Source organism: Sphingomonas sp. 179-A 2A2 NHS (genome assembly GCF_045371305.1).
GTDB lineage: Bacteria > Pseudomonadota > Alphaproteobacteria > Sphingomonadales > Sphingomonadaceae > Sphingomonas.
This window is the reverse complement of sequence record NZ_JBIQDE010000003.1, coordinates 603,786-629,273: the sequence shown is the minus strand read 5'-3', so window position 1 is coordinate 629,273 and position 25,488 is coordinate 603,786. Positions and strand designations below refer to the sequence as shown.

The window sequence follows — 25,488 nt, the reverse complement described above, 5'->3', positions numbered from 1 at the left end:
GGAAGGAAACATGGGCTCTCTTCTGCCAGCGCGGTGGGATGTACCCTGAGGATCTCACTGACATTTGATCCATTTGATCGACATCCATCCGGCGGAATGGTGAAGGGCAGCATCCGCCCCGTTGCAGACGTTCCCAATGGTCGTCATCCCGGCGCATGCCGGGACCGTGGGCTGTCTTTAGAAGCAGCCTCACGTCCGGGCGCCCTGGCGATAGCTATCGCCTCAAGACTTGCCCACGGTCCCGGCATGCGCCGGGATGACGGATGACCGCGCCCCACCCCAAATCAGCCGTCACCCTGAACTTGTTTCAGGGTCCATCAATCCGAAAGCCCAGTTTATGATCGGCCAACCGAGATGGCGGCACGAGCCACCACGCTCCGGCACCAATCGCCCGATGGATCCTGAAACAAGTTCAGGATGACGCAAGGCGGGGGCGCGATGTCCGCTCCCCACCCCTTCTTGCCGTTTCGCTTAGGGTGTCATTTCGCCCTCAGCCGGAACCGACCCCAATCTGTTCGACGCCATGGGCCGCGTGCTCGCCGCCCATGGGGATGACTTGCTGGAATAATCTTCGTCTGCCGCCCCGCGGGTTGCCGGGGCGGCGCAGCGCCTAGCTCAATACCCGCGGTCCAGGTCGGCGACATTCTCCATCGGTTTGCCAGCGCGGAACGCTTCCAGGTTGCGCAGGAACATGGCGGCGGCGCGCTGGAACATCTTGGTCTGGCTGCGACCCGACAGGTGCATGGTGATCATGCAATTCGGTGCCTTCCACAGCGGATGATCGGAAGGCAGGGGCTCCGGGTTGGTCGGATCGAGGAATGCGCCGCCGATCGTGCCGCCATGAAGCGCGGCGAGCAGCGCGTCGTCGTCGATCATGTCGCCGCGGGCGATATTGATCAGCCATGCGCTGCTCTTCATCGCCTCGAGTTCCGAGACTCCGATCATCGCCTTGGTTTCACCCGTTGAGGGGGCGGCAAGGATCACCCAGTCGAACTGGTCGATCCGCTGCCGCCAGGCGTCCGGCGTCAGCGTGCCGCCGCTTCCGGAGCGGGTGACACCCGTCACCTCGACACCGAACGCTTGCAGCCGCTCGGCGATCAGCTTGCCGATCGCGCCAAGGCCGATCACGATCGCCTTCGAGTCCTGAAGTTCGATCTTTCCGGGCGCATCCGATGGCCATTCCGCGCGATCATGGGCCCGGATCACCTCGTCGAAGCGTTTCGCGGCGGCCAGCACGCCCATCACGGCATATTCTGCGACGGCGATGGCGTTGATGCCGACGCCGTTGGTCAGGATCGTGCCCTTCTCGCGCAACACGTCGAGCGGGAAGGCGTCCAGCCCGGCGTAGATCGTCGACACCCATTTCAGCTGCGGCCCTGAGGCGCGAAAGGCCTCATCCATCAGCCGCGCCGGCTGCATGTCGATCCACGCGATGTCTGCGTCGACCACAGCCTCCTTCGCCTCAGCAGCTTTCGCCCACCAGGTAACCTCGAGGTCTTGTGGCAGGTTCGGTTCGAGAAGTGGGCGGGCAAGTGCGGGGAGAACGGCCTTCATGCAGGAGGTGATAGCGCGTCGGTTCCGCCTCGCCTACGGTGTTTGGGTGACTATCATCCTTGCCATTGCAATGACCGCCGCCGCGGGGGCAGCGGCGCCGGCCACAGACGGCCTCAGCGCCAATGATCTCCAGACCCTGCGTGCTATCGACCTTCGCCTGGCGACGATCGCGCACCGGCTGGTCACGGCGAATGCGCCGCTCTGCCGCGAACTCACGCCCGCTACCGGGGTCGTCCTGCACGCGGTGAACCAATATGATGCAGCGACCACTGGCACGGCGCGGGAGGTATTTGGCTTCGCCACCCCCGTGGCGGTCGAGGCGGTGGTTCCCTCGTCCGCGGCCGCGCGGGCTGGGCTTCGCCACAATGACGGCGTCGCGGCGGTTGGCGGCACCATGCTGTCGGCTGAGGCGGCCGCGCCCTCCAGTGCGGATCGGGACAAGACGCTTGATGTGCTCGAGCGGCAGGGGACGCCTGTCGCGGTGACGATCGAGCGTGAGGGCAAGCGGCAGGATGTGTCGATCGCTGCGCCGATGGGATGCCGTGCCAGGTTCGAGGTGTTGCTGGGGCCGCAGATGACGGCGCAGGCGGATGCCAGGATCGTGCAGATCGGCGTGCGCTTCTTCGAGCGATATCGCGACGAAGAGACGGCGGTGATCGTGGCGCATGAACTGGCGCACATCATCCTGCGCCACCGGGACCGGCTGGAGGCGGCCGGGGTGAAGGGCGGGCTGCTCGGCGAGATCGGCCGCAATGCGCGGCTGGGGCAGCAGACCGAACTGGAGGCGGACGAGCTTGGCGTCGTGCTGCTGCGGAACGCGGGCTACGATCCGAACTCCGCCGCGCGCTTCTGGGAAGCGCATGGCGGGGACATCGACGGCGGCGTCTTCCGCAGCCGCACGCACCCGGCGACCGCCAAGCGGATCGCCACCATGCGCGCAACCGCAGCGGCGATCCCGTCCACGCCCGGCCCCTACACCCCGCCGATCCTGGCGGCGCGGGACCAGGCGCTCGGCAAGTAGCGCCGGTCAGCCGGCCGGGAGCGCCGGTCGCCAGTCCCAGCCGAGCGGATCGCCGTCCATCACCTCGACGCCCGCGGCGGCGAGCTCGTCGCGGATCGCGTCCGAGGCAGCGAAATCCTTCGCGGCACGCGCGGCGCGGCGTTCCTCGAGCCGTGCCTCGATTGCCTCGGCGTCGATCGTCGCGGAGGCGGGGCGCACCCGGAGATCGGCGCGGGTGAGGCGATCAAGCGGCAAGCCGAGAACCGCCGCAAAATCCGCCAGTGCGGCGATCCGGTCGGCGGGCGCGACCTTCTTGTCCGCGACCAGCGAATCGAGGACGGGCAGAGCCTTTGCCGTGTTGAGATCGTCCGACACGGCAGCATCGAGCTGGTCACGATAAGCGGCAGCCGAGCCCTTGGAAGGCTCATCGCTGCGGGCGCGCAGCGCCTCGATGTTCTGCACCAGTCGCTTCAGGCGCACCTGCGCGGCGACGAGGTTGTCCCAGGTGAACTCAAGCTCGCTGCGATAATGCGCCTGAAGGCACAACATCCGATACGACAGCGGGTGGAAACCGCGATCGACCAGCGCCCGCAGCGTCAGGAATTCGCCGGAAGATTTGCTCATCTTTCCGCCGCGTTCGATCAGGAAGTTGTTGTGCATCCAGAAGTTCGCGCCGCTGTCCGCGCAGTCGCAATGCGCCTGGTTCTGCGCGATCTCGTTGGGATGATGAATCTCCCGGTGATCGATCCCGCCGGTGTGGATATCGAATCGCTCGCCGAGATACTTCTGGCTCATCACCGAGCATTCGAGGTGCCAGCCCGGCGCGCCGCGGCCCCAGGGCGAATCCCATTCCATCTGCCGGTTCTCGCCCGGCGGCGAGGTGCGCCAGATCGCGAAATCCTGCGCGTGCCGCTTCCCTTCGACCGGATCGATCCGGCTTTCGCCGATATCGTCGGCGGAGCGTGCCAGCCGGCCGTAATCGGGGACGGTGGAGACGTCGAAATAGAGGCCGGTCTCCAGCCGGTAGCAATGCTTCGCCTCGATGGCCTTGGCGAATTCGATCATGCCGTCGACATGATCCGTCGCGAGGGGCATGTGGGTGGGGGTGCGGATGTTGAGATCGTTGAGATTCTGCTTGAACGCATCGGTGTAATGCCTTGCGATCGCCCAGATATCCTGGCCCGCCTTCTTGGCGGCGGCCTCCATCTTGTCGTCGCCGGCGTCGGCATCGGAGGTAAGGTGGCCGACATCGGTGATGTTGATCACGTGGTTGAGATCATAGCCCTTCCACGTCAGCACGCGCGCCAGCGTATCCGTGAAGACATAGGCGCGCAGGTTGCCGACGTGGACGTAATTGTAGACAGTGGGCCCGCAGGAATAGACGCGCACGCCAAGCGCCGGATCGAGCGGCGCGAATTCGCGCAGGGAGCGGGACAGGCTGTCGTAAAGCGTGAGCGGCATCATGCGTTCGCCACTAGACGGCCCGCTGGCCGGCGGCAAACGCGGATGACGGGCGTAGGTGCCACTGCGGGTTGCGCGGTCCAACAGCGAGTGGTAGAGGCGAGGGGTTCACGGCGCGGGCCAATGTCCGCGGCCGCCATAGCCGTTTTAGATTTCGGAGAAGTGTCGGTTTATGCAGATCATCGTTCGCGACAATAATGTCGATCAGGCCCTCCGCGCGCTCAAGAAGAAGCTGCAGCGGGAAGGCGTGTATCGCGAGATGAAGCTGCGCCGGCATTACGAGAAGCCGTCGGAAAAGCGCGCTCGCGAGCGTGCGGCCGCCGTTCGCCGCGCTCGCAAGCTCGATCGCAAGCGTGCGGAGCGTGACGGCGCACGGTAAGATCCGCGCCTTCACCTGACCGTTTTTCAAATTCTGTTGGTGCCACCGGATGCGCAGATGCCGCATCCGGCCTGACCGGGGACCGTTATGTCGACCGTTACCGCCGTTCCGATCGCCCCGGTCAAGCGCAGCTATGTCCTTTGGCTGATCGCCGGGATCATCGCTGCCGTGGTGGCCGCCGCGGCGCTGGCGGTGCAGGGGGATGACTTCCTGACCCGCAATGCCCGCACGAAGGGGGTGGTGACCACCGCCTCCGGCCTGCAATATCAGGTGCTGAGCCCTGGTTCGGGCGCGAAGCCGACCGACACCGACGTCGCGCTCGTCAACTATGAGGGCAAGCTCCTCAACGGCACCACGTTCGACAAGTCGCAACAGCCGACGCCGTTCCCGGTGACCGGCGTCGTTCCGGGCTTTTCCGAAGGCCTGAAGCTGATGCCGAAGGGGGCGAAGTATCGCTTCTGGATCAAGCCGGAGCTTGGCTATGGCGCCGAGACGAAGGGGCCGATCCCCGGCAACTCGACGCTGGTGTTCGATGTCGAACTGCTCGATTTCATCCCCGAGGCCGTGCTGCGCCAGATGCAGCAGCAGCAGATGATGGGCGGTGGTATTCCCGGCATGCCCCCGGGCGGCGCCCAGCCCCGCTGATTCCATCGGGACGGACGAGAATTGAACCACCCCGGCCGCAACCGGGGTGGTTTTTTCTTGTCCGGTCGCCGCGATGGCGCGCGTTGATGTTGGCGCGAATGTTGAGGAAGTTGAGGCTCTGGCGCTTTTTTCTCCAACAACCTTCAACATTGGGACCTGCCAAGCAGAGCGTGCCGGGAGCGGGAAACGGCTGACCATGGCCTGATTGTCGCACGGCGGGGGCGCTGTAGGACAGCGAAACGGGTTTTCGGAGCCACAGCGCGGTGCGGGGGGCGAACAACGCCGTCGTCGTCCGCGACAAGGCCAGCACCGTCAGGCCGTCGCCGCAGCCCGTCGGTCCGCCAGTTCCTGCACCACCCTTCGCGCATGCATTTCCACGTCGCCCAGGTGCCGTTGCACGGTGAGCTCGTCGATGTCGGGGGTGATCAGGCCGTAATGGAAATGCCTGGGCGGCAGCATCCGGAAAGCATGGCTGATGTAGCGATCGAAGATCGTTTCCAGCGAGCTCAGCATGCCCTGCACATCGAGCCATACCTCGTTGGCGGCGGAGCTGGTGAAGCTGACCATCTGCTTTCCGGTGAGGACGCCCTGTGCCGTACGATCCTGCACCGCTGCGGGGATGACGCCGCTGCCGAGCACGCGATCGATATAGCCCTTCAGCATCGCCGGCGGCGTGCCGAACCACAAGGGATAGACCATCACGAACACGTCGGCGCCGCGGATGATATCGAGCTCGTCCTGGATGTCTCGGAACTGCTTGAAGGTGGGCCCCGGCTGTTCGAGGTTCCGCAGCACGGGATCAAAGCCCATCGCGTACAGATCGCGCACGAACACCTCGTGCCCTTCGCTCCGCACGGTCCGGCTATAGCGGTCCGCGACGGAGGCGTTGAAGCTGTCCTGCTCCGGATGGCAGAGGATGACTATGTGGCGCGGGCGCGCGGCATCGGACATGGAGATCTCCTTCCGGCACATCCTGCGTCATCCGTAGCGCCGCTGCTGTCCGTATGTTTGCGGATAGCGCCGGCACCAGCCGCGCATGCCGCGAGAATTCAGCCGGCCCAGCGCCAGTCCGCAACCGCCGGCATGTCGACCCCATGCTCCACCACATAGGCCTGGTGGCTGACGAGCTGGGCGGCGAAATGCTGGCGTGCGTGGGCGGCGCGCGGCCCCCAGCCGGTGTGATCGATGGCGGCGATGGCGAGGTGGAAGCGATCCACCTTGTTGCGCACCACCATGTCGAACGGCGTGGTCGTCGAGCCCTCGTCCCGGAAGCCATGAACGTGGAAGTTCAGCGCACTCGACCGGTTGTGGAGCAGCCGGTGGATGAGGTGCGGGAAGCCGTGGAAGGCAAAGACGATGGGCTGGCTGCGGGTGAAGAGCGAATCGAAGCGCTGCTCGTTCAGGCCGTGCGGATGATCGTCGGGATCCTGCAGTGCCATCAGATCGACGACGTTGATGAAGCGCACGCGCATCTCGGGCACCCAGTGGCGCAGGAGGTCCGCCGCGGCCAGCGCCTCCATGGTCGGCACGTCGCCGGCGCAGGCGAGGACCACATCGGGCTCCACGCCGTCGCGGTCATTGCCGGCCCAGTCCCAGATGCCGAGCCCCGCGGCGCAATGCATGTCCGCTTGCTCCGCCGTCAGCCATTGCGGGGCGGGCTGCTTGCCGATGACCACCGCGTTGATTCGATCATAGGTCGACAGGCAGTGATCCATAATCCGCAGCAGGCAATTGGAATCGGGCGGCAGATAGATGCGCGCGACATCCGCCTTCTTGCTGGCGAGGTGATCGATGAAGCCCGGATCCTGGTGGCTGAAACCGTTGTGATCCTGTCGCCAGACGTGGCTCGTGAGGAGATAGTTGAGCGACGCGATCGGCTTCCGCCATTCCAGCTCGCGCGACAGCTTCAGCCACTTGGCATGCTGGTTGACCATCGAATCGACGATCGGCGCGAACGCCTCGTAGCAACTGAACAGGCCATGCCGCCCGGTCAGCAGATACCCCTCCAGCCAGCCCTGGCAGCAATGTTCGGAGAGGATCTCCATCACTCGCCCGTGCCGGGCAAGGTGATCGTCATAGGGCTCGATCCGCTCGGCCCACACTCGGTTGGTGGCGGCGAATACGTCGCCCAGCCGGTTCGACGTCGTCTCGTCCGGCCCGACCAGGCGGAAGGTGCCGGCACCGTCGCGCCGGATGAGCTCGGCGAGGTAGCGGCCGAGCGCGCGGGGCGATTCGGCGGTGGTGGCGCCGGGGGCCGGCACGTCGAGCGCGAAGTGGCGCCAGTCGGGCTTGTGCAGGAACGAGCGGCCCGGATTGGCGATCGGGTTGGCGCTCATTCGCCGCGTGCCTGTGGGGGCGAGTGCCTTCAGCTCGGGCAGCAGGCACCCGCTTTCGTCGAACAGATCGGCGGTGTGATAGCTGCGCATCCAGTCGGCGAGTTGCGCGAGCTGCGCAGGATCGTGCAGCGGATCGGGCAGGGGGACCTGGTGCGCACGCCAGAAGCCTTCGACCTTCAGGCCGTCGAGTGTCTTGGGTCCGGTCCACCCCTTCGGGCTGCGCAGCACGATGAGGGGCCAGCGGGGCACGGCATCACCGCGGCCGGCTCGGGCATCCTCGCGGATCGCGGCGATGCGGTCGAACGCCCGGTCCAGCGCATGCGCCATGCGCGCGTGCATCGGCTCGTGCTCCTCGCCCGAGACGATCAGCGGATCATAGCCAAGGCCCGTGACGAAGGCGTGCAGCTGATCGTCGGGCATGCGGCCGAGGATGGTGGGATTGGCGATCTTGTAGCCGTTCAGGTGAAGGATCGGCAGCACCGCGCCGTCCGACGACGGATTGAGGAAGGTGGTGCCGTGCCACCCAGCGGCGAGCGGCCCGGTCTCCGCCTCGCCGTCCCCCACCACGCAGGCGGCGATCAGATCGGGCTTGTCGAGCACCGCGCCAAAGGCGTGGCTGAGCGCATAGCCAAGCTCTCCACCCTCGTGGATCGATCCGGGAACGTGCGGGCCGGCGTGGCTGGGGATGCCGCCGGGGAAGGAGAATTGGCGGAACAGCCGCGTCATGCCGGCTTCGTCTTCGCCGACCTCCGAGTACGTCTCGGTCCAGGTGCCCTCGAGCCAGCTGTTGGCAACGAGCGCCGGGCCGCCGTGCCCGGGGCCGCAGATGAACAGCACGTCGGCGTCGCGTTGCCGGATCACGCGGTTGAGGTGCGCCCAGATGAAGTTCAGCCCCGGGCTGGTGCCCCAATGGCCGAGCAGGCGCAGCTTGATGTGCTCGGCCGTCAGCGGCTCGCGCAGCATGGCGTTGGCGCGAAGGTAGATCTGGCCGACGGTGAGGTAATTGGCGGCGCGCCAATAGCGTTCGATCGCGTCCCACTCGCCCGGTTTGCGTTCTGGACCGGCGGCGGCATCATCGGATGCCGAAGCGTCGGAGAAGGCGCCACGCTCTTCTGGAGACGGGATGGATCGCGTCATGTCTCTCCCTTCCGCTGCCTTGCTCTACGGGGCGTGGGGGAGGGGGGACATGCGGGATTCTACGCAGGCGCGGCGGGTCAAGTTGAGGTGCGGCGCGCCCGTGGGGCTTCCCTGGCGACGCATTTGGTGAGACGGCGTGGGCCATGAAATTCGTGATGGCCGATCTGCCGCCGCGGCAGCGTTACAAGCTGCTGGTCTCCACCGTCACGCCGCGGCCGATCGCATGGGTGACGACGCGTGGCAGGAACGGCGTGGTGAATGCGGCGCCCTACAGCTTCTTCAACGCTATGGGCGATGATCCGCCGCTGCTGGTGCTGGGGCTGCTCAAGGACGCGAACGGCGCGGACAAGGATACCGCGACGAACATCATCGAGACGGGCGAGTTCGTCGTGAACCTCGTGAGCGAGCAGGACGCCGAGACGATGAACCTCTCGTGCGTCGATGCGCCGCGCGAGGTGAGCGAGATTGATTATGCCGGCATCGCCACCGGGCCGGCGACGCGTGTCGCGCCGCCGCTGATCGCGACCGCGCCGGTGAGCTTCGAATGCGTGGAGCGCGAGGTGCTGGAGATCGGCCCGCGGCAAGTGATCGCGGTCGGCGAGATCCTCGTCACGCACATCCGGGACGAATTCATCGCCGATCCTGCGAAGCTCCACATCGATACCGCCGCGATGCAGCTGATCGGGCGGCTGCACGGGGCGGGCACCTATCTGCGCAACACTGACACCTTCACCATGGCGCGGCCGGCGTTCGATCCCGCGCGGGTTACCCCGGGAGACGCGCGATAAGGCCGATCAACCGCATCGACCTCAATCTGCTCGGCACCTTCGAGGCGATCTATACGCATGGCGGGGTGACGGCGGCGGCGCGGCATCTCCATCTGTCGCAATCGGCGATCAGCCATGCGCTCGCCCGGCTACGCGTCGCGTTCGACGACGAATTGTTCGTGCGAGTGGGCAATGCGATCGTGCCGACGGCGCTGGCGCGATCGATCATCGATCCGGTGCGCGATGCGCTGCAGGGGGTGGAGCAGGCGCTGGTCGCCGCGGCGCGCTTCGATCCGGCGACCTCCACGCGCGCCTTCCGCATCGGGCTGCGCCAGGCGAACGAGGCGCGGGTGTTCGCCGCTATCGTGGCGCATGTCGTGCGCGCGGCGCCGGGCGTGACGCTGGCCAGCGTCAACTTCCGCCGCAGCGACGTGGCGGAGGAACTGGCGCGCGGGGACCTGGATCTGGCGATCGACGTCGCCAGTGACGCGACCATCGGGCTGCGCGCCGTGCCGCTGCAGACCGATACGATGGTGGTCGCCGCACGCCGCGGGCACCCGAACATCGCCGGCACCATCGACCTCGCCGCCTATCTTGCCGCCGATCACGTCCAGGCCTCGCCGCGCCGCTCCGGCCCGGGGCTGGAAGACGAGGGACTGGCGGCGCTGGGCGAGACGCGGCGGGTGGCGATCCGCTGCCAGAACATCTGGTCGGCATGGCAGGTCGTCGCCCAGTCGGACCTGATCCTGACCTTGCTCGGCACCCATGCCGCGACGTTGCTGCCGGTGGCCGACAACCAGATCCTGCCGTTGCCGTTCGCGATCACCCCGCGGCCGCTGCAGTTGCTGTGGCACCCCGCGGCCGAGCGCGATCCGGGCAACATCTGGCTGCGGCAGCTCGTACAGGAGCATATCGCCGCCGCGTGAAGGCCATGCAGGGTGTTCATGCCAGCGATCGTGGATGATCATTACCGCTGATGATGCCGTGGCAGTAGGATCAGGGCTTTCCAGCACCAGAGTGGGGCCCGATGTCCAATATCTTCACGATTCCCGAACTTGACGATCTGCGCATGTCGGAAGGCGCGCGCCCGCTATTCGACGCGGTGAAGGCGTTCATCCGCGACCACGTCGATCCGATCTATCCGGAGTTCGAGCGGCTCGGTGAAGAGCGCGAGGATCGCTGGAGCTTCGCGCCGGGCCAGTTGGAACTGCTGCAGGGCGCCAAGGACAAGGCGAAGGCTGCGGGCCTGTGGAATTTCTTCCTGCCCAACGCGGAGACGGGCGAGGGGCTGTCGAACCTCGATTATGCGTACATCGCCGCTGAACTGGGCAAGTCGCCGCTTGCCTCCGAAGCGCTGAACTGCTCGGCACCCGACACCGGCAACATGGAAGTGCTGGAGCGCGTCGGCACGCCCGAGCAGAAGAAGCAGTGGCTCGAGCCGCTGCTCGCCGGCGAGATCCGCTCGGCTTACGCGATGACCGAGCCCGATGTCGCTTCGTCCGACGCGAAGAACGTGCGCTGCGCCGCGCGGCTCGACGGCGACGAATGGGTCATCAACGGCGAGAAGCACTATATCTCGGGCGCCGGCGATCCTCGCTGCAAGGTGATGATCACCATGGTGCGCACGAATCCCGATGCGCCGTCGTCGCAGCAGCAATCGCAGATCCTGGTGCCGATGGATGCGCCGGGCGTCGAGATCATCGGCGCGATGGAAGTGTTCGGCAAGGATCACGCGCCGCGCGGCCACATGCACCTCAAGTTCAACAACGTGCGCGTCCCGCGTGAGAACATCCTGCTGGGCGAGGGGCGCGGCTTCGAGATCTCGCAGGTCCGTCTCGGCCCGGGGCGTATCCACCATTGCATGCGCACGATCGGCAAGGCGGAAGTCGCGCTGGACCTGATGGTGAAGCGCGGCAGTTCGCGCGAGGCGTTCGGCCGCTCGCTGATCATGCTGGGCAAGAACCTGGAGCTCGTCAGCCGCGCGCGGATCGAGATCGAGGCGATGCGCCTGATGGTGCTGAAGGCCGCCAAGGCGATGGACGTGCTGGGCAACCGCGAGGCGCGCGTCTGGGTCAGCATGGTGAAGGCGATGGTGCCGGAGAAGACCTGCCAGATCATCGACCAGGCGATCCAGATCCACGGCGCCTATGGCATGAGCCAGTTCACCCCGCTGGCCGAGCTGTACGCCGACGTGCGCCACCTCCGCTTCGCCGACGGCCCGGACGAGGTGCACCACATGGTGGTGGGCCGCAACGAGCTGGCGCTGCACTGATCCGCAGCCGGTAAAGAGAAGGGCGCCGGGGGGATCTCCCCGGCGCCCTTTCTTTTTGAGTGGCGGTGGACGGCCGCTCCGGCCGCCGCCCGTGTTGCTCAGACGTCGAGGTTGGCGACGCTCAGCGCATTTTCCTGGATGAACTCGCGGCGCGGCTCGACCACGTCGCCCATCAGGCGGGTGAAGATCTCGTCCGCGACGTCGGCCTGGTCGATCGCGACCTTCAGCATCGAGCGGTTGTTGGGATCGAGCGTCGTTTCCCACAGCTGCTCGGCGTTCATTTCGCCAAGGCCCTTGTAGCGCTGGATCGCGAGACCCTTGCGGCCGGCGGCGAGGATCGCCTCCAGCAGCTGAGACGGGCGAGCGACGAGCGTTTCGCCCTTGCCGATCACCAGCGCCTCATCCGCCTCGCCCTCATCGACGATCGCGCCGTCGAGCGTCGCGTCCGGCGCCGGCTCCTCGGTGCGGTCACCGGCCTTGAGCGAGATGAGCTTGCGCGCGCTGTCGTAGAGGTCCGCATGTTCGGCGGCGAGGCCGTGGAGCTTGCGTGCCTCCGCCGAGGAGACGAACGCCGCCTCGACGATGTGGTGATCGGTCACCCCGCGCCAGAAGCGCTGGAAGTGGAAGCCGCCCTCCGGCGTCATCTGCGCCGTCCAGCGCGCCTCGGGATCGCCCTGATCGAGCCGGCGGGTCACCTGCGCGAGGCGGGTGGCGCGTTCATCCGGCGCGATCTGCGGATCGAGCGCGCCGCCGAGCGCCAGCGTCTCGATGATCACCGGATCGTAGCGGCGCGGCACGTAGCGCATCAGCGTGCGCATGCGGCGGGCGTGATCGACGAGGTTGAACAGCGGCGCACCGGTGCCGACGCCATCGAGCGTCGTCGCCTGCGTCCCGTTGCGGACGAGGTAATCGTCGAGCGCCGCCTCGTCCTTGAGGTACTCCACCGCCTTGCCGCGCGTCGCCTTATAAAGCGGCGGCTGGGCGATATAGAGGTGCCCCGCGCTGATCAGATCGGGCATCTGGCGATAGAAGAACGTCAGCAGCAGCGTGCGGATGTGCGCGCCGTCAACGTCTGCGTCGGTCATGATGACGATCTTGTGGTAGCGCAGCTTCTCGAGGTTGAACTCGTCGCGGCCGATGCCGGTGCCCATCGCCTGGATCAGCGAGATGATCTCCTTCGACGAGAGCATGCGATCCTCGCGCACGCGCTCGACGTTCAGGATCTTGCCGCGGATCGGCAGGATCGCCTGGAACTCGCTGTTGCGCCCCGACTTGGCCGAGCCGCCGGCCGAATCGCCCTCCACGATGAACAGTTCGGACTTGGCCGGATCCTTCTCGCGGCAGTCGTGCAGCTTGCCCGGAAGGCCGCCCATCGATCCCATCACCGTCTTGCGGCTGGCGTCGCGCGCCTTGCGTGCCGCTTCGCGCGCGGCGGCGGCGTCGATCACCTTCTGAATGATCTGGCGCGCGTTCTGGGGATTTTCCTCCAGCCAGTCGGCCATCTTGTCGGCGAGCAGGCTTTCGAGCGGCTGGCGGACCTCGGAGCTGACCAGCTTGTCCTTGGTCTGCGAGGAGAATTTCGGGTCCGGCAGCTTGACCGAGACGATTGCGGTCAGCCCCTCACGCATGTCGTCGCCGGTGAGCGAGATCTTCTCCTTCTTCAGCATCCCCGACTTGTCGGCATAGGCATTGAGCGTGCGCGTCAGTGCCGAGCGGAAGGCGGCGAGGTGGGTGCCGCCGTCACGCTGCGGGATGTTGTTGGTGAAGCACAGGACGTTTTCGTAGTAGGAATCATTCCACTGCAGCGCGACGTCGATACCGATATCGTCACGCTGGCCGGAAATGGCGATCGGCTCCGGGAACAGCGCGGCCTTGGTGCGATCCAGCCACTTCACGAACGCGGCGATGCCGCCCTCGTAATAGAGCTCGACCGTCTTGGGCTCCTCGTGACGTGCGTCGGTGAGGAACAGGCGGACGCCCGAGTTGAGGAAGGCGAGCTCGCGATAGCGATGCTCCAGCTTCTCGAAGTCGAACTCGGTGATCTTGAAGGTGGCGGGCGAGGGGAGGAAGGTGACGCGGGTGCCCTTCTTCCCCTCAGGCGCCTTGCCGACGACCTTCAGCGGAGCGACGGCGTCGCCATGGGTGAAGCGCATGTAATGCTCCTCCCCATCGCGCCAGATGGTGAGATCGAGATATTCGGACAGCGCGTTGACGACCGAGACGCCGACGCCGTGGAGGCCGCCGGAGACCTTGTAGGCATTGTCGTTCGAGGTGTTTTCGAACTTACCGCCGGCGTGCAGCTGGGTCATGATGACCTCGGCCGCCGAGACGCCTTCCTCCGGGTGGATGCCGGTGGGGATGCCGCGGCCGTTATCGGTGACGCTGACCGAGCCGTCGGGGTTCAGCGTGATGTCGATCCGGTCGCAATGGCCGGCCAGCGCCTCGTCGATCGCATTGTCCGAAACCTCGAACACCATGTGGTGGAGGCCCGACCCGTCGTCGGTATCGCCGATGTACATGCCCGGCCGCTTGCGCACCGCGTCCAGGCCCTTCAGCACCTTGATCGAGGAGGCGCCGTAGTCGTTCGAATTCTGCTGATCTGCCATGCCAATCATATAGGCATGGCGGCGCTGCAACGAAAGCAAATTGCAGGCGTGGGTCGCTGTCCTTCCGCCCCTTTGGCGACCGCGCTGGGATCTCGGCCGGAGCCGCCGGTTCAGGCCGGAACGGCGGCGGCCTGAACGTGGGGCAGCGGGCGTTCGCGCAGCGTTGCGAAGATCAGCGCGGTGATCGCCAGCGCGCTCGCCGCCAGGATCAGCGCGGAATCGTACGCGCCGGTCGCATCGTGCAGCCGCCCGAACGCGGTGACGCCGATCGCCGTGCCGAACAGCGAGATCATGACGAGCAGGCCATAGACTTCGCCATAGGCGCGGATGCCGAACAGCCGCGCAGTGAGGAAGGGGAGCAGATCATGCTCCGCGCCGTTCATCAGCCCCGCGAGGAAGACGAGGCCGAGCAGCAGCGGCAGGCCGGGCGCCGGAAGCTGCAGCGCGACGAAGGCGAGGCACGAGATCATCGCGAAAGTCGCCGCGGTGGCCTGCGGCGGGAAGCGATCGACCAGCGCGCCCATCACGAGGCGGCCGAGCACCTGGCTTGCGGCGAAGCTGGTGACGAGCAGCGCTGCCTCCGCCGCGCTCAGCCCGCGATCGATGCCGAGCGGCACCAGCGAGGTGACGAGACCGACGCTAGCGACGTTGATCATCGCCGCTGACAGCCCGAGCCGCCAATAGCGGCTGTCGCGCCGCGTCTCTGCGCCGGTCATGCCCTCGATCGGCACGGTGGCGCCGCGCTGGTGCGGATCGATCGGCGTCGCGCCGCTGGGCGTGCCGCGCAGCAGCAGGAGCACCGCGGGAAGCGCCAGCGCGCCCACGATCACCCCGACCGTCAACACCCCGATGCGCCAGCCGTAAGCCTCGATCACCATGCCGATCAGCGGCGCAAGCGCCAGCGAGGTGATCGAGATGCCCGAGGTGGCGACGCCCAGCGCCATGCCGCGATGCGCCTCGAACCGCTGCGCGATCAGCTTGCCGTAGACGATCGCGCTGGTTCCGGGGACGGCGAGCGCGAGGCCGAAGATCAGCGCCTGATACTGCCACAGGGGCCCGGTCATCGACGCCATGCCAACATAGACACCCGCCAGCAGCAGCATCGCCGCGACGATCATCGCGCGCGCGCCGACCCTGTCGACGAGACGCCCGAGGAACGGAACGGCAAGGCCGCCGAGCAGGCCGAGGCCCGCCGCGGTCGCGATATCGCCGCGGCTCCAGCCGAACTCGGCGACCGGCCCGACGACGAACAGGCTCGACAGGTTCTGGAACAGGCCCGGCCCGAAGCCGATTCCCGTCATCGCCGCCACGACCACCGGCCATCCGCGGCGCCACTCGCCGGCTCTTGCCGGTCCGGTTGAAGCGCTCTCCATGGCGTGATGGTATCGCAGTGACGGCTGGCGTCCAGCCGCGATGTGTGTCGATCGAAGGAAGCGCGCTCAGCCGAGCGCGATGCGAGTCGCGCTTTCGTCGATCGCGGCGAACAGCGCCGGCTCGGTGCCGGTCATCCAGACCTGTGCCTGGCCGGCGAGCCGATCGAACAGGGCGGCGCGGCGAGCGGGATCAAGATGCGCGGCGACCTCGTCGAGCAAGAGGATCGGCGGCTGGTCGCGGCGATCCCCGACCAGGGCGGCATGGGCAAGGACGATGCCGAGCAGCAGCGCCTTCTGCTCGCCGGTAGAGGCCTGGGCGGCGGGAATGTCCTTGTCGAGGTGGCGGACGGTGAGGTCCGCGCGATGCGGGCCGGTGAGCGTGCGGCCGGCCGCCGCGTCGCGCGCCCGGCCCGTGCGCAGCGCGTGGAGCAGCGCGGCCGCGTCCCCCGTCCAGCCATCGAGCGCGAGGCCGGCACGCGGGAAATCGCCGCTCGCGTCCATGGCGAGCCGTTCCGCGACCGCGGCGACCGTTTCGCGCCGTGCCGCGTCGATCGCGGCGCCATGCTGCGCCATCTGCGTCTCAAGCGCGGACAGCCACTCGCGGTCGTGCACCGGTTCCGCAAGCAGCTTGTTTCGCGCGCGCATCGCCGCCTCGTAGCGGGTCGTTTCCTGCGCATGGCCGGGCGAGAGGGCGAGGGTGAGGCGATCGAGGAAGCGCCGCCGCTCGCTGGCGGGCTCGACGAACAGCCGGTCCATCGCCGGCGTCAGCCACAGGACGGAGAGCCACTCGGCCAGCGTATTGGCAGCAGCGGTGGCGCCGTTCACCCGCACCACGCGACGCTCGGGGGCGCTCGCCAGCGTGCCGGTGGCGATCTCGGTAGTGTCGGCCAGCGTCGCCGCGATGCCGAAGCCGCCGGGGCCATCGCGCCGCGCGACCTCGCCAAGCGCCGCCCGCCGCAGCCCGCGGCCGGGCGCGAGCAGGGACACCGCCTCCAGCACGTTCGTCTTGCCCGCGCCATTGGGCCCGGTGAGGATGACGAAGCCGGCGCCCGGCGCCAGCGCCAGGTCTGCGTGGCTGCGCACGTCGGTGAGGACGAGGCGGCGGATCATCGGGAAAGGAGCAGGGCGATCGGCATGGAATGGCCGCGCCCTACGTCATTCCCAGCGCGGCGGAAATCCGTCATCCCCGCGCCGAAGCGACGGGGATGACGGATAAGGGCAGTCGCGAACGGCGGGATTACTCCGCGGCGACGCCGGCGCGCGAGAACATGTCGCCTTCCTCGCCGAGATCCTCGTTCGCCGCGGGCACGCCCTTCGCCTTCTGGCGCTTGTCGAACGCGTCCCACACGTCGTTCCACTGGCCCTTGGTGGCTGCCTTGGAATATTCCGTCGCGCGGGTTTCGAAGAAGTTCGCATGCTCCACGCCGTTGAGCAGCGGGGTGAGCCACGGAATGGGATGCTCGTCGATCATGTAGATCGGCTTTAGCCCCAGCTGCCCCAGCCGCCAGTCGGCGATGTAGCGGATGTACTTCTTGATGTCCTTTGGGGTCATGCCGTTCACCGGGCCCATCTCGAACGCGAGATCGATGAACGCATCCTCCAGCCGGATCGTCGTCTGGCACTGATCGGCGATATCGTCCTTCACTGCCTTGGTCAGGCAGTTGCGCTCCTTCACGAAGGCGTGGAACAGCTTGATTATGCCTTCGCAGTGGAGGCTTTCGTCGCGCACCGACCAGCTGACGATCTGCCCCATGCCCTTCATCTTGTTGAAGCGCGGGAAGTTCATCAGCATCGCGAAGCTGGCGAACAGCTGCACGCCTTCGGTGAAGCCGCCGAACATCGCCAGCGTGCGCGCGATATCCTCGTCGTTATCGACGCCGAACTGCTGAAGGTAGTCGTGCTTGTCCTTCAGCTCGGCATATTCGAGGAAGGCGCCATATTCGCTTTCCGGCATGCCGATCGTGTCGAGCAGGTGGCTGTACGCCGCGATGTGCACCGTCTCCATGTTACTGAACGCGGTCAGCATCATCTTGACCTCGGTCGGCTTGAACACGCGGCCGTACTTTTCGTGGTAGCAATCCTGCACCTCCACGTCCGCCTGGGTGAAGAAGCGGAAGATCTGGGTCAGAAGGTTGCGTTCGTGATCGGTGAGCTTCTGCGCCCAGTCACGGCAATCCTCGCCCAGCGGCACTTCCTCGGGCAGCCAGTGGAGCTGCTGCTGGCGCTTCCAGTATTCGAACGCCCAAGGGTATTCGAACGGCTTGTACTGCTTGGAGGCTTGGAGGAGGGGCATGGGTTACTCCGGACGAAAATGGGCGAAATTCAGATAGAAGCGGCGCGTGGCATATAGATGGGGTCTCACCCTTCCATGCTCCACTGCCACATGGCGGTTGCACTCATCGCGAGGACGGCGCCGCCGGCGATGGCCATGATGCCGATCATGCGGAAGGCATAGACCTGGCCCTGGCTGCGCGGCCGGGCAAGCGCGACGAGCAGGCCGATGCCGACCAGCGCGAACACCAGCGCGACCGCATACATGATGACGACCTGCCAGCTCATCGCCGCACCCGGCGCGTGACATAGACGGTGCGGGTGCTGCGCGCGCCGACGCCGAGGAAGACGATGCCGACGAAATAGCCGAAGTCGTACCAGCCGCCGTTGTTAGGCACGGCATAGATGGCGACATCCGGCATGAACAGGCTGAGCACCCAGGCAACCGGGAAGATGAAACCGTGCCACAGCCCCAGCAGGAAACCGGGCGTATCAGGCGTGTGGGCAACCGCGGACGGCACCTGCTTCGCGCAGGCCGCAAGCAGCAGGATGGCACTGACCATGCCAGCCTTCGCCAGCCTCGCCCGACCAGTCCCACGTCCCTGGCAACTATACGACGGTATCACGCCGCCCCTCCCACGCATCCAATTGCGGCATATGTCGTTCTGTTGCCGAACCAACGAGGAGACTTCGCATGGCCGATCACAGCAACATCAAGGAGCATATGGAAGTCATCGGCGCGGACGGTGTCCATGTCGGCACCGTCGACAAGGTCGAAGGCGACCGGATCAAGCTGACGAAGAAGGATTCCGGGGCCCAGATCGAGGGCGCGACCGGGCATAGCGACCATCATCACTACCTGCCGATCGGCCTCGTCGCCGAGGTCGAGGGCGACAAGGTCCGGCTGTCCGCCAATGCCGACGTCGCGATCACCTTCGAGGAAGAAGAAGGCGGCCAGCCGCTCTAAGCTCGTCCGCGATACGGCCGGGACGCGCGACGGTGCGCCCCGGTTGCCGCGTTTGTCATATGCGTCGAGTCGCACGCCGCGTGCCTCAGCGCCGCGCCGAGGCGGAGCGTGCGACGCCGCGGCTGACCCGAGCACTGCCGCTCACGCACGCCTGAATGAGGCGAAGCGACGCCACGCCGCGGCAGTCATATATCGAATACCCATGGCGCATCGTTCGTGACTCGCTTTTGGCCCCCGGCTCGTCGATTCGAGCGCTGGTGCCGCCCCGAAAACCGGAAAAAAGACCGGCGAACCCTGTGCCAGCATCGTATCCAGAGTGGGCGCGATTTGCCACCCCGATTGCGATGCAAAGGACCCACTTTTTTCTGTGGATAGAATCGAGATGTTGCGCTGAACCTGGATTGCCAACCGCAATATCTTGATTTCCGGACCGACGGGCCGTCGCCAGGGTTATCAGCCGCTCACGCGGGTCTGTGCTTGGTATGTTCCGGCGGGCAGCGGCCGAGAAGCACGCGCGCCTGCGATTCCCGAGCGACGTTGCCGCAACCGCTGGGAGACGGGCCGAGCCCTCGGCAAGCCGTCTCATCAGGGCCGTTCTGGTGACCGACACCGCTACCCACGGGGTCGCGGCGCGCTAACGTCATACAAGGCAACTCGACGCCGCGTTCGCCATCGGGCACGTGGGCGCGCATGAAGAGACTTGCCCCCGCGATCCTCGCCGCCCTGCTCGTGCCGCCCGCCGTCGCCTCGGCCGCCCCGAACCAGCCCGCTGCCTCCCCGATCCTGACCACGCCCGACGCCAAGGACGTGCTTTCCTATGCCCGGCCGGAGATCGCACGCGTCACTCATGTCGACCTCGACCTCAGTGCCAATTTCACCACCAAGACGGTGGCCGGCATTGCGACGCTAGACGTGCTCACCGCGCCGGGCGCGAAGGAGATCGTGCTCGACACTGACGGCCTCACCATCCGCTCCGTCACGGACGGGAAGGGCCGTGCGCTCGCCTGGAAGGTTGGCGCGAGCGAGGAATATAAAGGCGCGCCGCTCACCATCCAGCTGAACGGCGCCAAGAAGATCGTCATCGCCTATCAGGCGGCGCCCACCGCCCGCGCGCTGCAATGGCTGCCGCCGCAGTTGACCGCCGGCAAGAAGAAGCCGTACCTCTTCAGCCAGGGCCAGGCGATCAACAACCGCAGCTGGATCCCGACGCAGGACAGCCCCGGCATCCGCCAGACGTGGACGGCGAAGATCACCGTGCCGGCCGATCTGGTCGCGGTGATGAGCGGCGAGCGGCTGACGCCGGCCGGCGAGCCCGCCGCGAACGGCCAGCGCACGTACCGCTTCGCCATGGACAAGCCGGTGCCGCCGTACCTAATCGCGCTGGCGGTGGGGGACCTCGCCTTCAAGCCGCTGGGCAAGCGCACCGGCGTCTGGACCGAGCCATCGATGCTCGATCGCTCGGCCTATGAACTCGCCGATACCGAGAAGATGGTCGAGGCGGCGGAGGGGCTCTACGGTGCCTATCGCTGGGGTCGCTACGACCTTCTGGTGCTCCCGCCGTCCTTCCCGTTCGGCGGCATGGAGAACCCGACGCTGACCTTCCTCACGCCCACCTTCCTGACCGGCGATCGCGCCAATGTCGGGCTGGTGGCGCACGAGCTGGCGCACAGCTGGTCCGGCAATCTCGTCACTAACGCCACCTGGTCGGACAGCTGGCTGAACGAAGGCTTCACCAGCTATTTCGAGAACCGGATCATGGAGCGGCTCTACGGCAAGGAGCGCGCCGACGTGGAAGCGGATCTGGCGTGGGACGAGCTGGAGACGAATTTCCGCGCCGCTGGCGGACGAACCGCGCCCGGCACGCGGCTGCACGGCGATCCCGAAGGCGGGCAGGTCGATTACACCAAGGGGGCGATCTTCCTGCGCACGATCGAGGAGACCGTCGGCCGCGATCGGTGGGACGCGTATCTGCGCTCATACTTCGATCGCCATGCCTTCCAGCCGCAGACGACGGCGGGCTTCCTCGCTGATCTGCGCGCCAACCTGATCCGCGGTGACAAGGCGCTGGAGGCGAAGCTGCAGCTCGATCGCTGGGCCTACGAGCCGGGTCTGCCGGACAATGCCGTGCATGTCCAATCGCCCGCGCTGACGGGGGTCGAGCGGGACGCGGCGGCCTTCACAGCCGGCGGGCCGGCATCTGCCATCGACACCGAGGGCTGGTCGACGCAGCTGTGGCAGCGCTTCATCGCGCGCCTGCCGCGCACGCTGCCGACCGAGCGGCTGGCAGAGCTCGATCGCACGTTCCGCCTGTCGGAGCAGAGCAACGGCTATATCCGCTCGGCCTGGCTCGAGCTTGCCATCGCCAATCGCTACGATCCGGCGGTGCCCTCGATCGAGCAGTTCCTCACCAGCGTCGGGCGCACGTTATTGGTGCGGCCGCTATACCAGGGGCTGAAGGCGCAGGGCGATTGGGGCATGCCGATCGCGCGGCGCATCTATGCCAAGGCGCGGCCGACCTACCATCCGGTGACGGCGGCGGCGATCGACAAGGTGCTGGGCGACTAAGCCGCGCGGTGCGACCCGGGCTTCCAGGCGGCCGCGCTTGGCAACCCGGGCCGCATGCCGCATGATGCGCCGATGAAGATCACGCCGAGTACCATCTGAATCGCGCTTCCTCGTGTGCGACGAGGGAAGCCGGGGCGCAGGCATCGCTGGATGTCCTGCCGGTACTCGCTTGCCACCTGCACAGCCGGACACTGGTTGCATGCACGGTGCGCAGACACGGATCTTCATGATGCACAATGTTTTCGAAAGCCCGTTCAAGGGCATCACGCTCGATCGGCTCGTCACCAATCCCAACATCAAGGTGGGGCGTTACAGCTATTATTCCGGCTATTATCACGGCCACGGTTTCGACGAGTGCGCGCGGTACCTTCTGCCCGACGAGGGCGTGGACCGGCTGATCATCGGTTCCTTCTGCTCGATCGGATCTGGCGCCGCCTTCATCATGGCCGGAAACCAGGGCCATCGCAGCGACTGGATCAGCACCTTTCCGTTCTTCTGGATGCCGGACGTGCCGTGCTTCGCCGGGGCGGCGAACGGCTTTCAGCCCGCCGGCGACACGATCATCGGCAATGACGTGTGGATCGGATCGGAGGCGGTGATCATGCCTGGCGTGCGCATCGGCGACGGCGCGATCATCGGCACCCGCAGCCTCGTCACCAGGCACGTCGAGCCTTATGCGATCGTCGGCGGCAACCCGGCCAAGGTGCTGCGCAAGCGGTTCGACGATGCGGATATCGCGCGGCTGCTGGAGCTTCGCTGGTGGGACTGGAGCGATGCCGAATTGCGGGAGGCAATGCCGATCCTGACCAGCGGCGACATCTCGGCGCTATACGAGCACTGGCGACGGGCGAATCCCTCAGCCGGTTGATAGTCAGTTCCTGATGCGCGCACCTCCCGTTCCGAGCGGGACGCGAGGTGCGCCTTCATCACTGCACAAACATGGCCGATCGCCGTGTGCTGCCACGCCCCCTGGCCGGGGTGTGGCAGCGTGCGGGGCGCTGCGGAGAGGTCGCGTCGCTCCGCTGATCAGAAGTGCACGTTCGCGCCCACCAGGAACGATCGGCCCACCAGGCCCTGGTAGTAGGTGTTGAACGCGCCCGTGCCCGCGGTGGCAGGATAAGGGACGCCGGCGTCGGTCACATTGTCGATGTTGAACCGAAAATCGAAATTGTCGGAAGCCTTGACGATGAAGGCGGTGTTCCAGATGCCGTAGCTTCCGATCCGCCGGATATCGCGGGAAGTATCCGTGTCGTTCGCGTCGAACACGGCCGGGCCGATATACTGGACCTGGTTGAACCAGCTGAAGGCCCCGCGCTCCAGCGTCAGGTTGATGTTGAACCGGTCGATGCTGCTGCCGATCTCGCCCCGCGTGCTGGACCACGGGGTGGCCTCGCTGATCCGCTCATCGGCGCGGATGATGTGCTGGTAATTGGCGCTTGCCGTCACGCCGACCGAACCGATCCGGCGGGTGTAGCTGGCCTCGACCTCGATCGCTTCGAACCGGAGGCCGCCCTGGTTGATGAACGGTTCCTGCAGCGTCACGACCTGGCCGAAATTGTCGCCCGCGGTCGGATCACGGGTGATGAGGCTGCAATAGAGATTGTTGGGATAGTCGGTTGCATCATAGCAGCCGCGCAACACGTCCTCCGCGCTTGACGCGACGATCGTGTCGCGCAGGTTGATGTTGATATAGTCCACCGACAGCGCGAGGCCGGGCAGCTGTCGCGGCGTGATCAGCCCGCCGACCGTCCAGGATTTGGCGCGCTCGTTTTGCAGGTCCCGGTTGCCGAGAACTGTGATTGGCACCGTCACGGAGTTGATCAGCGACGAGAAGTCGGTCGGCAGGCCGGCGGCGGCGCAATTCGCCTGGCGCACGGCGGGGTTGGGGCCGGAGTTCAGGTTCTGCTGGTCGCATGGATCGAAGCCGCCGTCGAACGCCGGCTGGTTGGCGGCGAACAACTCGGTGACGGCGGGCGCGCGGATGGCGCGGGTGTAATTGCCGCGGATCGCGATGCCGTCGATCGGCGCCCAGCGTCCGCCAGCGGTCCAGGTGAAATCCCCCCCGGCGACCGAATTGTCGACGTAACGGCCGGCGGCATTCACCTCCAGCTCGTGGATCAGCGGAATGTTCTGATCCGGCCCGATGAGCGGCGCGCGGAATTCGCCGAACACCTCGTTGGTCGTGTAGGATCCGCGCAGCCCAAGGATCGGGATCGAACGGCCCAGCGCCTCGGTGTAGAAGCGGTCAGGCGAGAAACGCGAATATTCGCGCCGGTTCTCATACCCGACCGAGATGGCGAAATCGCCGCCGGGCAGGCTGAACAGCGATCCGGTCAGCGTCGCCAGGATGTCGCGCTGCGAGGTAATCGCAGTGGTCCGCGCGTTGGTCGTCACGTAATCGCGCGCGGCCTGGCTCGGTGCGCCGCTGCCGAACAGGTTGAGCGGCGCACAGGTGGTGGAGATGGTGCCGTTATATTCCGGCAGGTTCGGCGGCGAGGCCGGGTTGGTCGGATCGGGATTGAACGGCAGGCAGACGATGTTGCCGCTGGCATCGAAGCCGGCATTCAGCGCGCGTCGCAGGTTCGGCTCCACCAGCGACGGTTGCAGCGACCTGCTCTTCGTGCGCCCGTAATTGGCGGAAACTTCCCACTCGAACTTCCGTTCGCCCAGGTTGAAGTCGCCGCGTACACCGCCGACGAAGCGGTACAGATCCTGGTTCAGCTTCGCGACGCCGGAGACCAGATCGGTGTTCGCCCGGCCGAGATAGAATACGTCATTGTCCGACGCTGGCAGCCCGGCAGCCGTCAGGTTCTGGACGATCAGCGCCCTGGCCTGAGGCGTCAGGAACGGGTTGCTCAGCGGGACGATGTAATTGCCGTTGACGTCGAACGTCCCCTGCGGGCTCGCGCTGAAGAAGTTGGTATTGTACACCGGCTGGCCGGCAAGATTGGTCGCCTTGGTCTTGGAATACCAGGCCTCGCCGAACACCTCGATGCCGTCGCTGACTTCATACTTGCCCAGCATGACGGCGTTGAACCGATTGGTTTCCGCCCGCAGGTTCGAGATGTCGGCGAAATTCAGATTGTCCCCGCCCAGAAAGGTCGTCGGATCGCGCGTCGGCGTGCCGATGTTGAACGGTGTCAGATTGCCGCTCGGGTCGAAGGCGACGATCTGGCCGGCAGCGTTACGCACCACCGATGTCGTGCCGCCTGCCTGCGCGGGCGTGAGGCGCGCAGCATCCCGGATGAAGGCGATACCGCCCGTCGTGCCGAGATAGGTGCGGGTGTTGTCGACCAGTACCTGATCGAACGGCGACGAAGGATCCAGAGGGGCGATGAAGCCGAGCTGCCGCCGGACGATCGAGCGCTGGTTGCCGAGCAGCCCGTCATCGTGATTATATTCGGCGTTGACGGTTATGTTGCCGCGCCCGCCGGCGAAGTTCTTGCCGAACAGCGCGCGCACGCGCTGGTTGCCGAGATCCCCGCGCTCGCTCACCCCGGCCTGGCCATCCACCTCCAGGCCTTCGAAATCGCGGCGCAGGATGATGTTGACGGTGCCGGCGATGGCGTCCGCGCCGTATATCGGCGCGCCGCCGATCGAGATGGTCTCGACCCGCTGGATCAGCTTGGTGGGGATCGTGTTCAGATCGACCTGCGTTCCGGCATCCGCCGAGGAGAAGATCGTCGCGGGGTTGGCGGCAACGAAGCGGCGGCTGTTCACCAGCGTCAGCGTGCGCTGGGATCCGATGCCGTAGAGGTTGACGAAGTTCTGGCCCACGCCGAACCCGTTCCCCTGGTCGCCGATCGGTGAGCTGCCCGGCACGGAGAAGCCGGGCAGTTCGTTCAGCGCACGGGCAATATCGGGATAGCCGCGGTTGTTGAGCGTCGTCGCATCCAGCGTCGTCGTCGGTTGCGGGTTATCGAGCGCAGGGCGTGCGATGCGCGATCCGGTGATGACGATCTCTTCGCCGGCATCGCCTGCGGTGTCAGTCGCGCCGGGCGGCGCGCTCGCCTGGTTGGAGGGAGCATCCTGTGCTTGCGCCGCGCCAGCCGCAGCAAGCGCGATGACCGAAGCGAGAGACGAGCCGAGCAGCATCGCAATACGCGTCATGGCCATTCTCCTGGCGAATGTGCCGGTGACAACTCGCGATCTGGA

General features: G+C 66.4%; 20 protein-coding genes. 9 read left to right on the top strand and 11 right to left on the bottom strand.

Annotation, left to right across the window (positions count from 1 at the left end; translation table 11 throughout):
* Positions 1 to 615: 615 nt before the first annotated feature.
* Positions 616 to 1,554: a D-2-hydroxyacid dehydrogenase gene (locus ACH0AE_RS09365; RefSeq protein WP_406875673.1), complete on the bottom strand. Its 939-nt coding sequence runs from the start codon at positions 1,552 to 1,554 to the stop codon at positions 616 to 618.
* Positions 1,555 to 1,600: 46 nt separating this feature from the next.
* Here ACH0AE_RS09365 and ACH0AE_RS09360 point away from each other — a divergent pair, with 46 nt between their 5' ends.
* On the top strand, positions 1,601 to 2,575 hold the full coding sequence (locus tag ACH0AE_RS09360) for a M48 family metallopeptidase (protein WP_294442031.1): 975 nt from the start codon (positions 1,601 to 1,603) through the stop codon (positions 2,573 to 2,575).
* Positions 2,576 to 2,581: 6 nt separating this feature from the next.
* Here ACH0AE_RS09360 and cysS read toward each other — a convergent pair whose 3' ends face one another.
* Positions 2,582 to 4,018, bottom strand: coding sequence for a cysteine--tRNA ligase (cysS, locus tag ACH0AE_RS09355; protein ID WP_294442032.1), 1,437 nt, complete (start codon positions 4,016 to 4,018; stop codon positions 2,582 to 2,584).
* A 169-nt stretch (positions 4,019 to 4,187) separates the two neighbouring features.
* Here cysS and rpsU point away from each other — a divergent pair, with 169 nt between their 5' ends.
* Positions 4,188 to 4,394 (top strand): 30S ribosomal protein S21, encoded by a 207-nt coding sequence (gene rpsU, locus ACH0AE_RS09350; protein WP_022686405.1) that lies wholly within the window; start codon positions 4,188 to 4,190, stop codon positions 4,392 to 4,394.
* Positions 4,395 to 4,481: 87 nt separating this feature from the next.
* Positions 4,482 to 5,039 (top strand): FKBP-type peptidyl-prolyl cis-trans isomerase, encoded by a 558-nt coding sequence (locus tag ACH0AE_RS09345; protein ID WP_294442033.1) that lies wholly within the window; start codon positions 4,482 to 4,484, stop codon positions 5,037 to 5,039.
* A gap of 312 nt (positions 5,040 to 5,351) precedes the next feature.
* Here the strand turns inward: ACH0AE_RS09345 and ACH0AE_RS09340 are convergent, their stop codons facing one another.
* Together ACH0AE_RS09340 and ACH0AE_RS09335 are read right to left on the bottom strand one after the other, a co-directional pair.
* Entirely contained in the window at positions 5,352 to 5,990 is a 639-nt protein-coding gene (locus ACH0AE_RS09340) for an NAD(P)H-dependent oxidoreductase (RefSeq protein WP_406875671.1), read from the bottom strand.
* Positions 5,991 to 6,088: 98 nt separating this feature from the next.
* Positions 6,089 to 8,512 (bottom strand): phosphoketolase, encoded by a 2,424-nt coding sequence (locus tag ACH0AE_RS09335; RefSeq protein WP_294442035.1) that lies wholly within the window; start codon positions 8,510 to 8,512, stop codon positions 6,089 to 6,091.
* 143 nt (positions 8,513 to 8,655) lie between these two features.
* On the opposite strand from ACH0AE_RS09335, the gene ACH0AE_RS09330 reads away from it, so the two are divergent.
* The 3 genes from ACH0AE_RS09330 to ACH0AE_RS09320 all read left to right on the top strand — a co-directional run bounded on the left by ACH0AE_RS09330 (position 8,656) and on the right by ACH0AE_RS09320 (position 11,551).
* Positions 8,656 to 9,300, top strand: a complete 645-nt coding sequence (locus ACH0AE_RS09330) for a flavin reductase family protein (RefSeq protein WP_294442036.1) — start codon at positions 8,656 to 8,658, stop codon at positions 9,298 to 9,300.
* On the top strand, positions 9,297 to 10,205 hold the full coding sequence (locus tag ACH0AE_RS09325; RefSeq protein WP_406875681.1) for a LysR family transcriptional regulator: 909 nt from the start codon (positions 9,297 to 9,299) through the stop codon (positions 10,203 to 10,205). The genes ACH0AE_RS09330 and ACH0AE_RS09325 overlap by 4 nt, the downstream gene beginning before the upstream one ends.
* A 101-nt stretch (positions 10,206 to 10,306) precedes the next feature.
* The gene (locus ACH0AE_RS09320) at positions 10,307 to 11,551 is read left to right on the top strand and encodes an acyl-CoA dehydrogenase family protein (protein ID WP_294442037.1); all 1,245 of its coding nucleotides are present in this window, start codon (positions 10,307 to 10,309) and stop codon (positions 11,549 to 11,551) included.
* Between the two features lie 98 nt (positions 11,552 to 11,649).
* Here ACH0AE_RS09320 and gyrB read toward each other — a convergent pair whose 3' ends face one another.
* The 6 genes from gyrB to ACH0AE_RS09290 form a co-directional block, all read right to left on the bottom strand.
* Entirely contained in the window at positions 11,650 to 14,157 is a 2,508-nt protein-coding gene (gyrB, locus tag ACH0AE_RS09315; RefSeq protein WP_294442038.1) for a DNA topoisomerase (ATP-hydrolyzing) subunit B, read from the bottom strand.
* 110 nt (positions 14,158 to 14,267) lie between these two features.
* Positions 14,268 to 15,530 (bottom strand): MFS transporter, encoded by a 1,263-nt coding sequence (locus ACH0AE_RS09310; protein ID WP_294442039.1) that lies wholly within the window; start codon positions 15,528 to 15,530, stop codon positions 14,268 to 14,270.
* Positions 15,531 to 15,596: 66 nt separating this feature from the next.
* On the bottom strand, positions 15,597 to 16,640 hold the full coding sequence (gene recF / locus ACH0AE_RS09305) for a DNA replication/repair protein RecF (protein ID WP_294442040.1): 1,044 nt from the start codon (positions 16,638 to 16,640) through the stop codon (positions 15,597 to 15,599).
* Between the two features lie 127 nt (positions 16,641 to 16,767).
* Positions 16,768 to 17,823 carry a ribonucleotide-diphosphate reductase subunit beta gene (locus ACH0AE_RS09300; protein ID WP_294442041.1) on the bottom strand — a complete coding sequence of 352 codons (1,056 nt, stop codon included), beginning with the start codon at positions 17,821 to 17,823 and terminating at the stop codon, positions 16,768 to 16,770.
* 65 nt (positions 17,824 to 17,888) lie between these two features.
* Positions 17,889 to 18,089, bottom strand: a complete 201-nt coding sequence (locus ACH0AE_RS09295; protein WP_294442042.1) for a hypothetical protein — start codon at positions 18,087 to 18,089, stop codon at positions 17,889 to 17,891.
* The gene (locus ACH0AE_RS09290) at positions 18,086 to 18,364 is read right to left on the bottom strand and encodes a hypothetical protein (RefSeq protein WP_294442043.1); all 279 of its coding nucleotides are present in this window, start codon (positions 18,362 to 18,364) and stop codon (positions 18,086 to 18,088) included. The genes ACH0AE_RS09295 and ACH0AE_RS09290 overlap by 4 nt, the downstream gene beginning before the upstream one ends.
* Positions 18,365 to 18,495: 131 nt before the next feature.
* Here ACH0AE_RS09290 and ACH0AE_RS09285 point away from each other — a divergent pair, with 131 nt between their 5' ends.
* The 3 genes from ACH0AE_RS09285 (at position 18,496) to catB (ending at position 22,201) form a co-directional block, all read left to right on the top strand.
* Positions 18,496 to 18,768: a DUF2171 domain-containing protein gene (locus tag ACH0AE_RS09285; protein WP_294442044.1), complete on the top strand. Its 273-nt coding sequence runs from the start codon at positions 18,496 to 18,498 to the stop codon at positions 18,766 to 18,768.
* A gap of 690 nt (positions 18,769 to 19,458) precedes the next feature.
* Positions 19,459 to 21,333 carry a M1 family metallopeptidase gene (locus ACH0AE_RS09280; RefSeq protein ID WP_294442045.1) on the top strand — a complete coding sequence of 625 codons (1,875 nt, stop codon included), beginning with the start codon at positions 19,459 to 19,461 and terminating at the stop codon, positions 21,331 to 21,333.
* 229 nt (positions 21,334 to 21,562) lie between these two features.
* Entirely contained in the window at positions 21,563 to 22,201 is a 639-nt protein-coding gene (catB, locus tag ACH0AE_RS09275; RefSeq protein WP_294442046.1) for a type B chloramphenicol O-acetyltransferase, read from the top strand.
* 158 nt (positions 22,202 to 22,359) lie between these two features.
* On the opposite strand, the gene ACH0AE_RS09270 is transcribed toward catB, so the two are convergent.
* Positions 22,360 to 25,443, bottom strand: coding sequence for a TonB-dependent receptor domain-containing protein (locus ACH0AE_RS09270; protein WP_294442047.1), 3,084 nt, complete (start codon positions 25,441 to 25,443; stop codon positions 22,360 to 22,362).
* Positions 25,444 to 25,488: the final 45 nt, after the last annotated feature.

Coding starts and splice junctions, on each gene's coding strand:
- ACH0AE_RS09365 (WP_406875673.1), bottom strand. CDS start 1,554: ATGAAGGCCGTTCTCCCCGCACTTGCCCGCCCACTTCTCGAACCGAAC.
- cysS (WP_294442032.1), bottom strand. CDS start 4,018: ATGATGCCGCTCACGCTTTACGACAGCCTGTCCCGCTCCCTGCGCGAA.
- rpsU (WP_022686405.1), top strand. CDS start 4,188: ATGCAGATCATCGTTCGCGACAATAATGTCGATCAGGCCCTCCGCGCG.
- ACH0AE_RS09345 (WP_294442033.1), top strand. CDS start 4,482: ATGTCGACCGTTACCGCCGTTCCGATCGCCCCGGTCAAGCGCAGCTAT.
- ACH0AE_RS09340 (WP_406875671.1), bottom strand. CDS start 5,990: ATGTCCGATGCCGCGCGCCCGCGCCACATAGTCATCCTCTGCCATCCG.
- ACH0AE_RS09335 (WP_294442035.1), bottom strand. CDS start 8,512: ATGACGCGATCCATCCCGTCTCCAGAAGAGCGTGGCGCCTTCTCCGAC.
- ACH0AE_RS09330 (WP_294442036.1), top strand. CDS start 8,656: ATGAAATTCGTGATGGCCGATCTGCCGCCGCGGCAGCGTTACAAGCTG.
- ACH0AE_RS09320 (WP_294442037.1), top strand. CDS start 10,307: ATGTCCAATATCTTCACGATTCCCGAACTTGACGATCTGCGCATGTCG.
- gyrB (WP_294442038.1), bottom strand. CDS start 14,157: ATGGCAGATCAGCAGAATTCGAACGACTACGGCGCCTCCTCGATCAAG.
- ACH0AE_RS09310 (WP_294442039.1), bottom strand. CDS start 15,530: ATGGAGAGCGCTTCAACCGGACCGGCAAGAGCCGGCGAGTGGCGCCGC.
- recF (WP_294442040.1), bottom strand. CDS start 16,640: ATGATCCGCCGCCTCGTCCTCACCGACGTGCGCAGCCACGCAGACCTG.
- ACH0AE_RS09300 (WP_294442041.1), bottom strand. CDS start 17,823: ATGCCCCTCCTCCAAGCCTCCAAGCAGTACAAGCCGTTCGAATACCCT.
- ACH0AE_RS09295 (WP_294442042.1), bottom strand. CDS start 18,089: ATGAGCTGGCAGGTCGTCATCATGTATGCGGTCGCGCTGGTGTTCGCG.
- ACH0AE_RS09290 (WP_294442043.1), bottom strand. CDS start 18,364: ATGGTCAGTGCCATCCTGCTGCTTGCGGCCTGCGCGAAGCAGGTGCCG.
- ACH0AE_RS09285 (WP_294442044.1), top strand. CDS start 18,496: ATGGCCGATCACAGCAACATCAAGGAGCATATGGAAGTCATCGGCGCG.
- ACH0AE_RS09280 (WP_294442045.1), top strand. CDS start 19,459: ATGAAGAGACTTGCCCCCGCGATCCTCGCCGCCCTGCTCGTGCCGCCC.
- catB (WP_294442046.1), top strand. CDS start 21,563: ATGCACAATGTTTTCGAAAGCCCGTTCAAGGGCATCACGCTCGATCGG.
- ACH0AE_RS09270 (WP_294442047.1), bottom strand. CDS start 25,443: ATGACGCGTATTGCGATGCTGCTCGGCTCGTCTCTCGCTTCGGTCATC.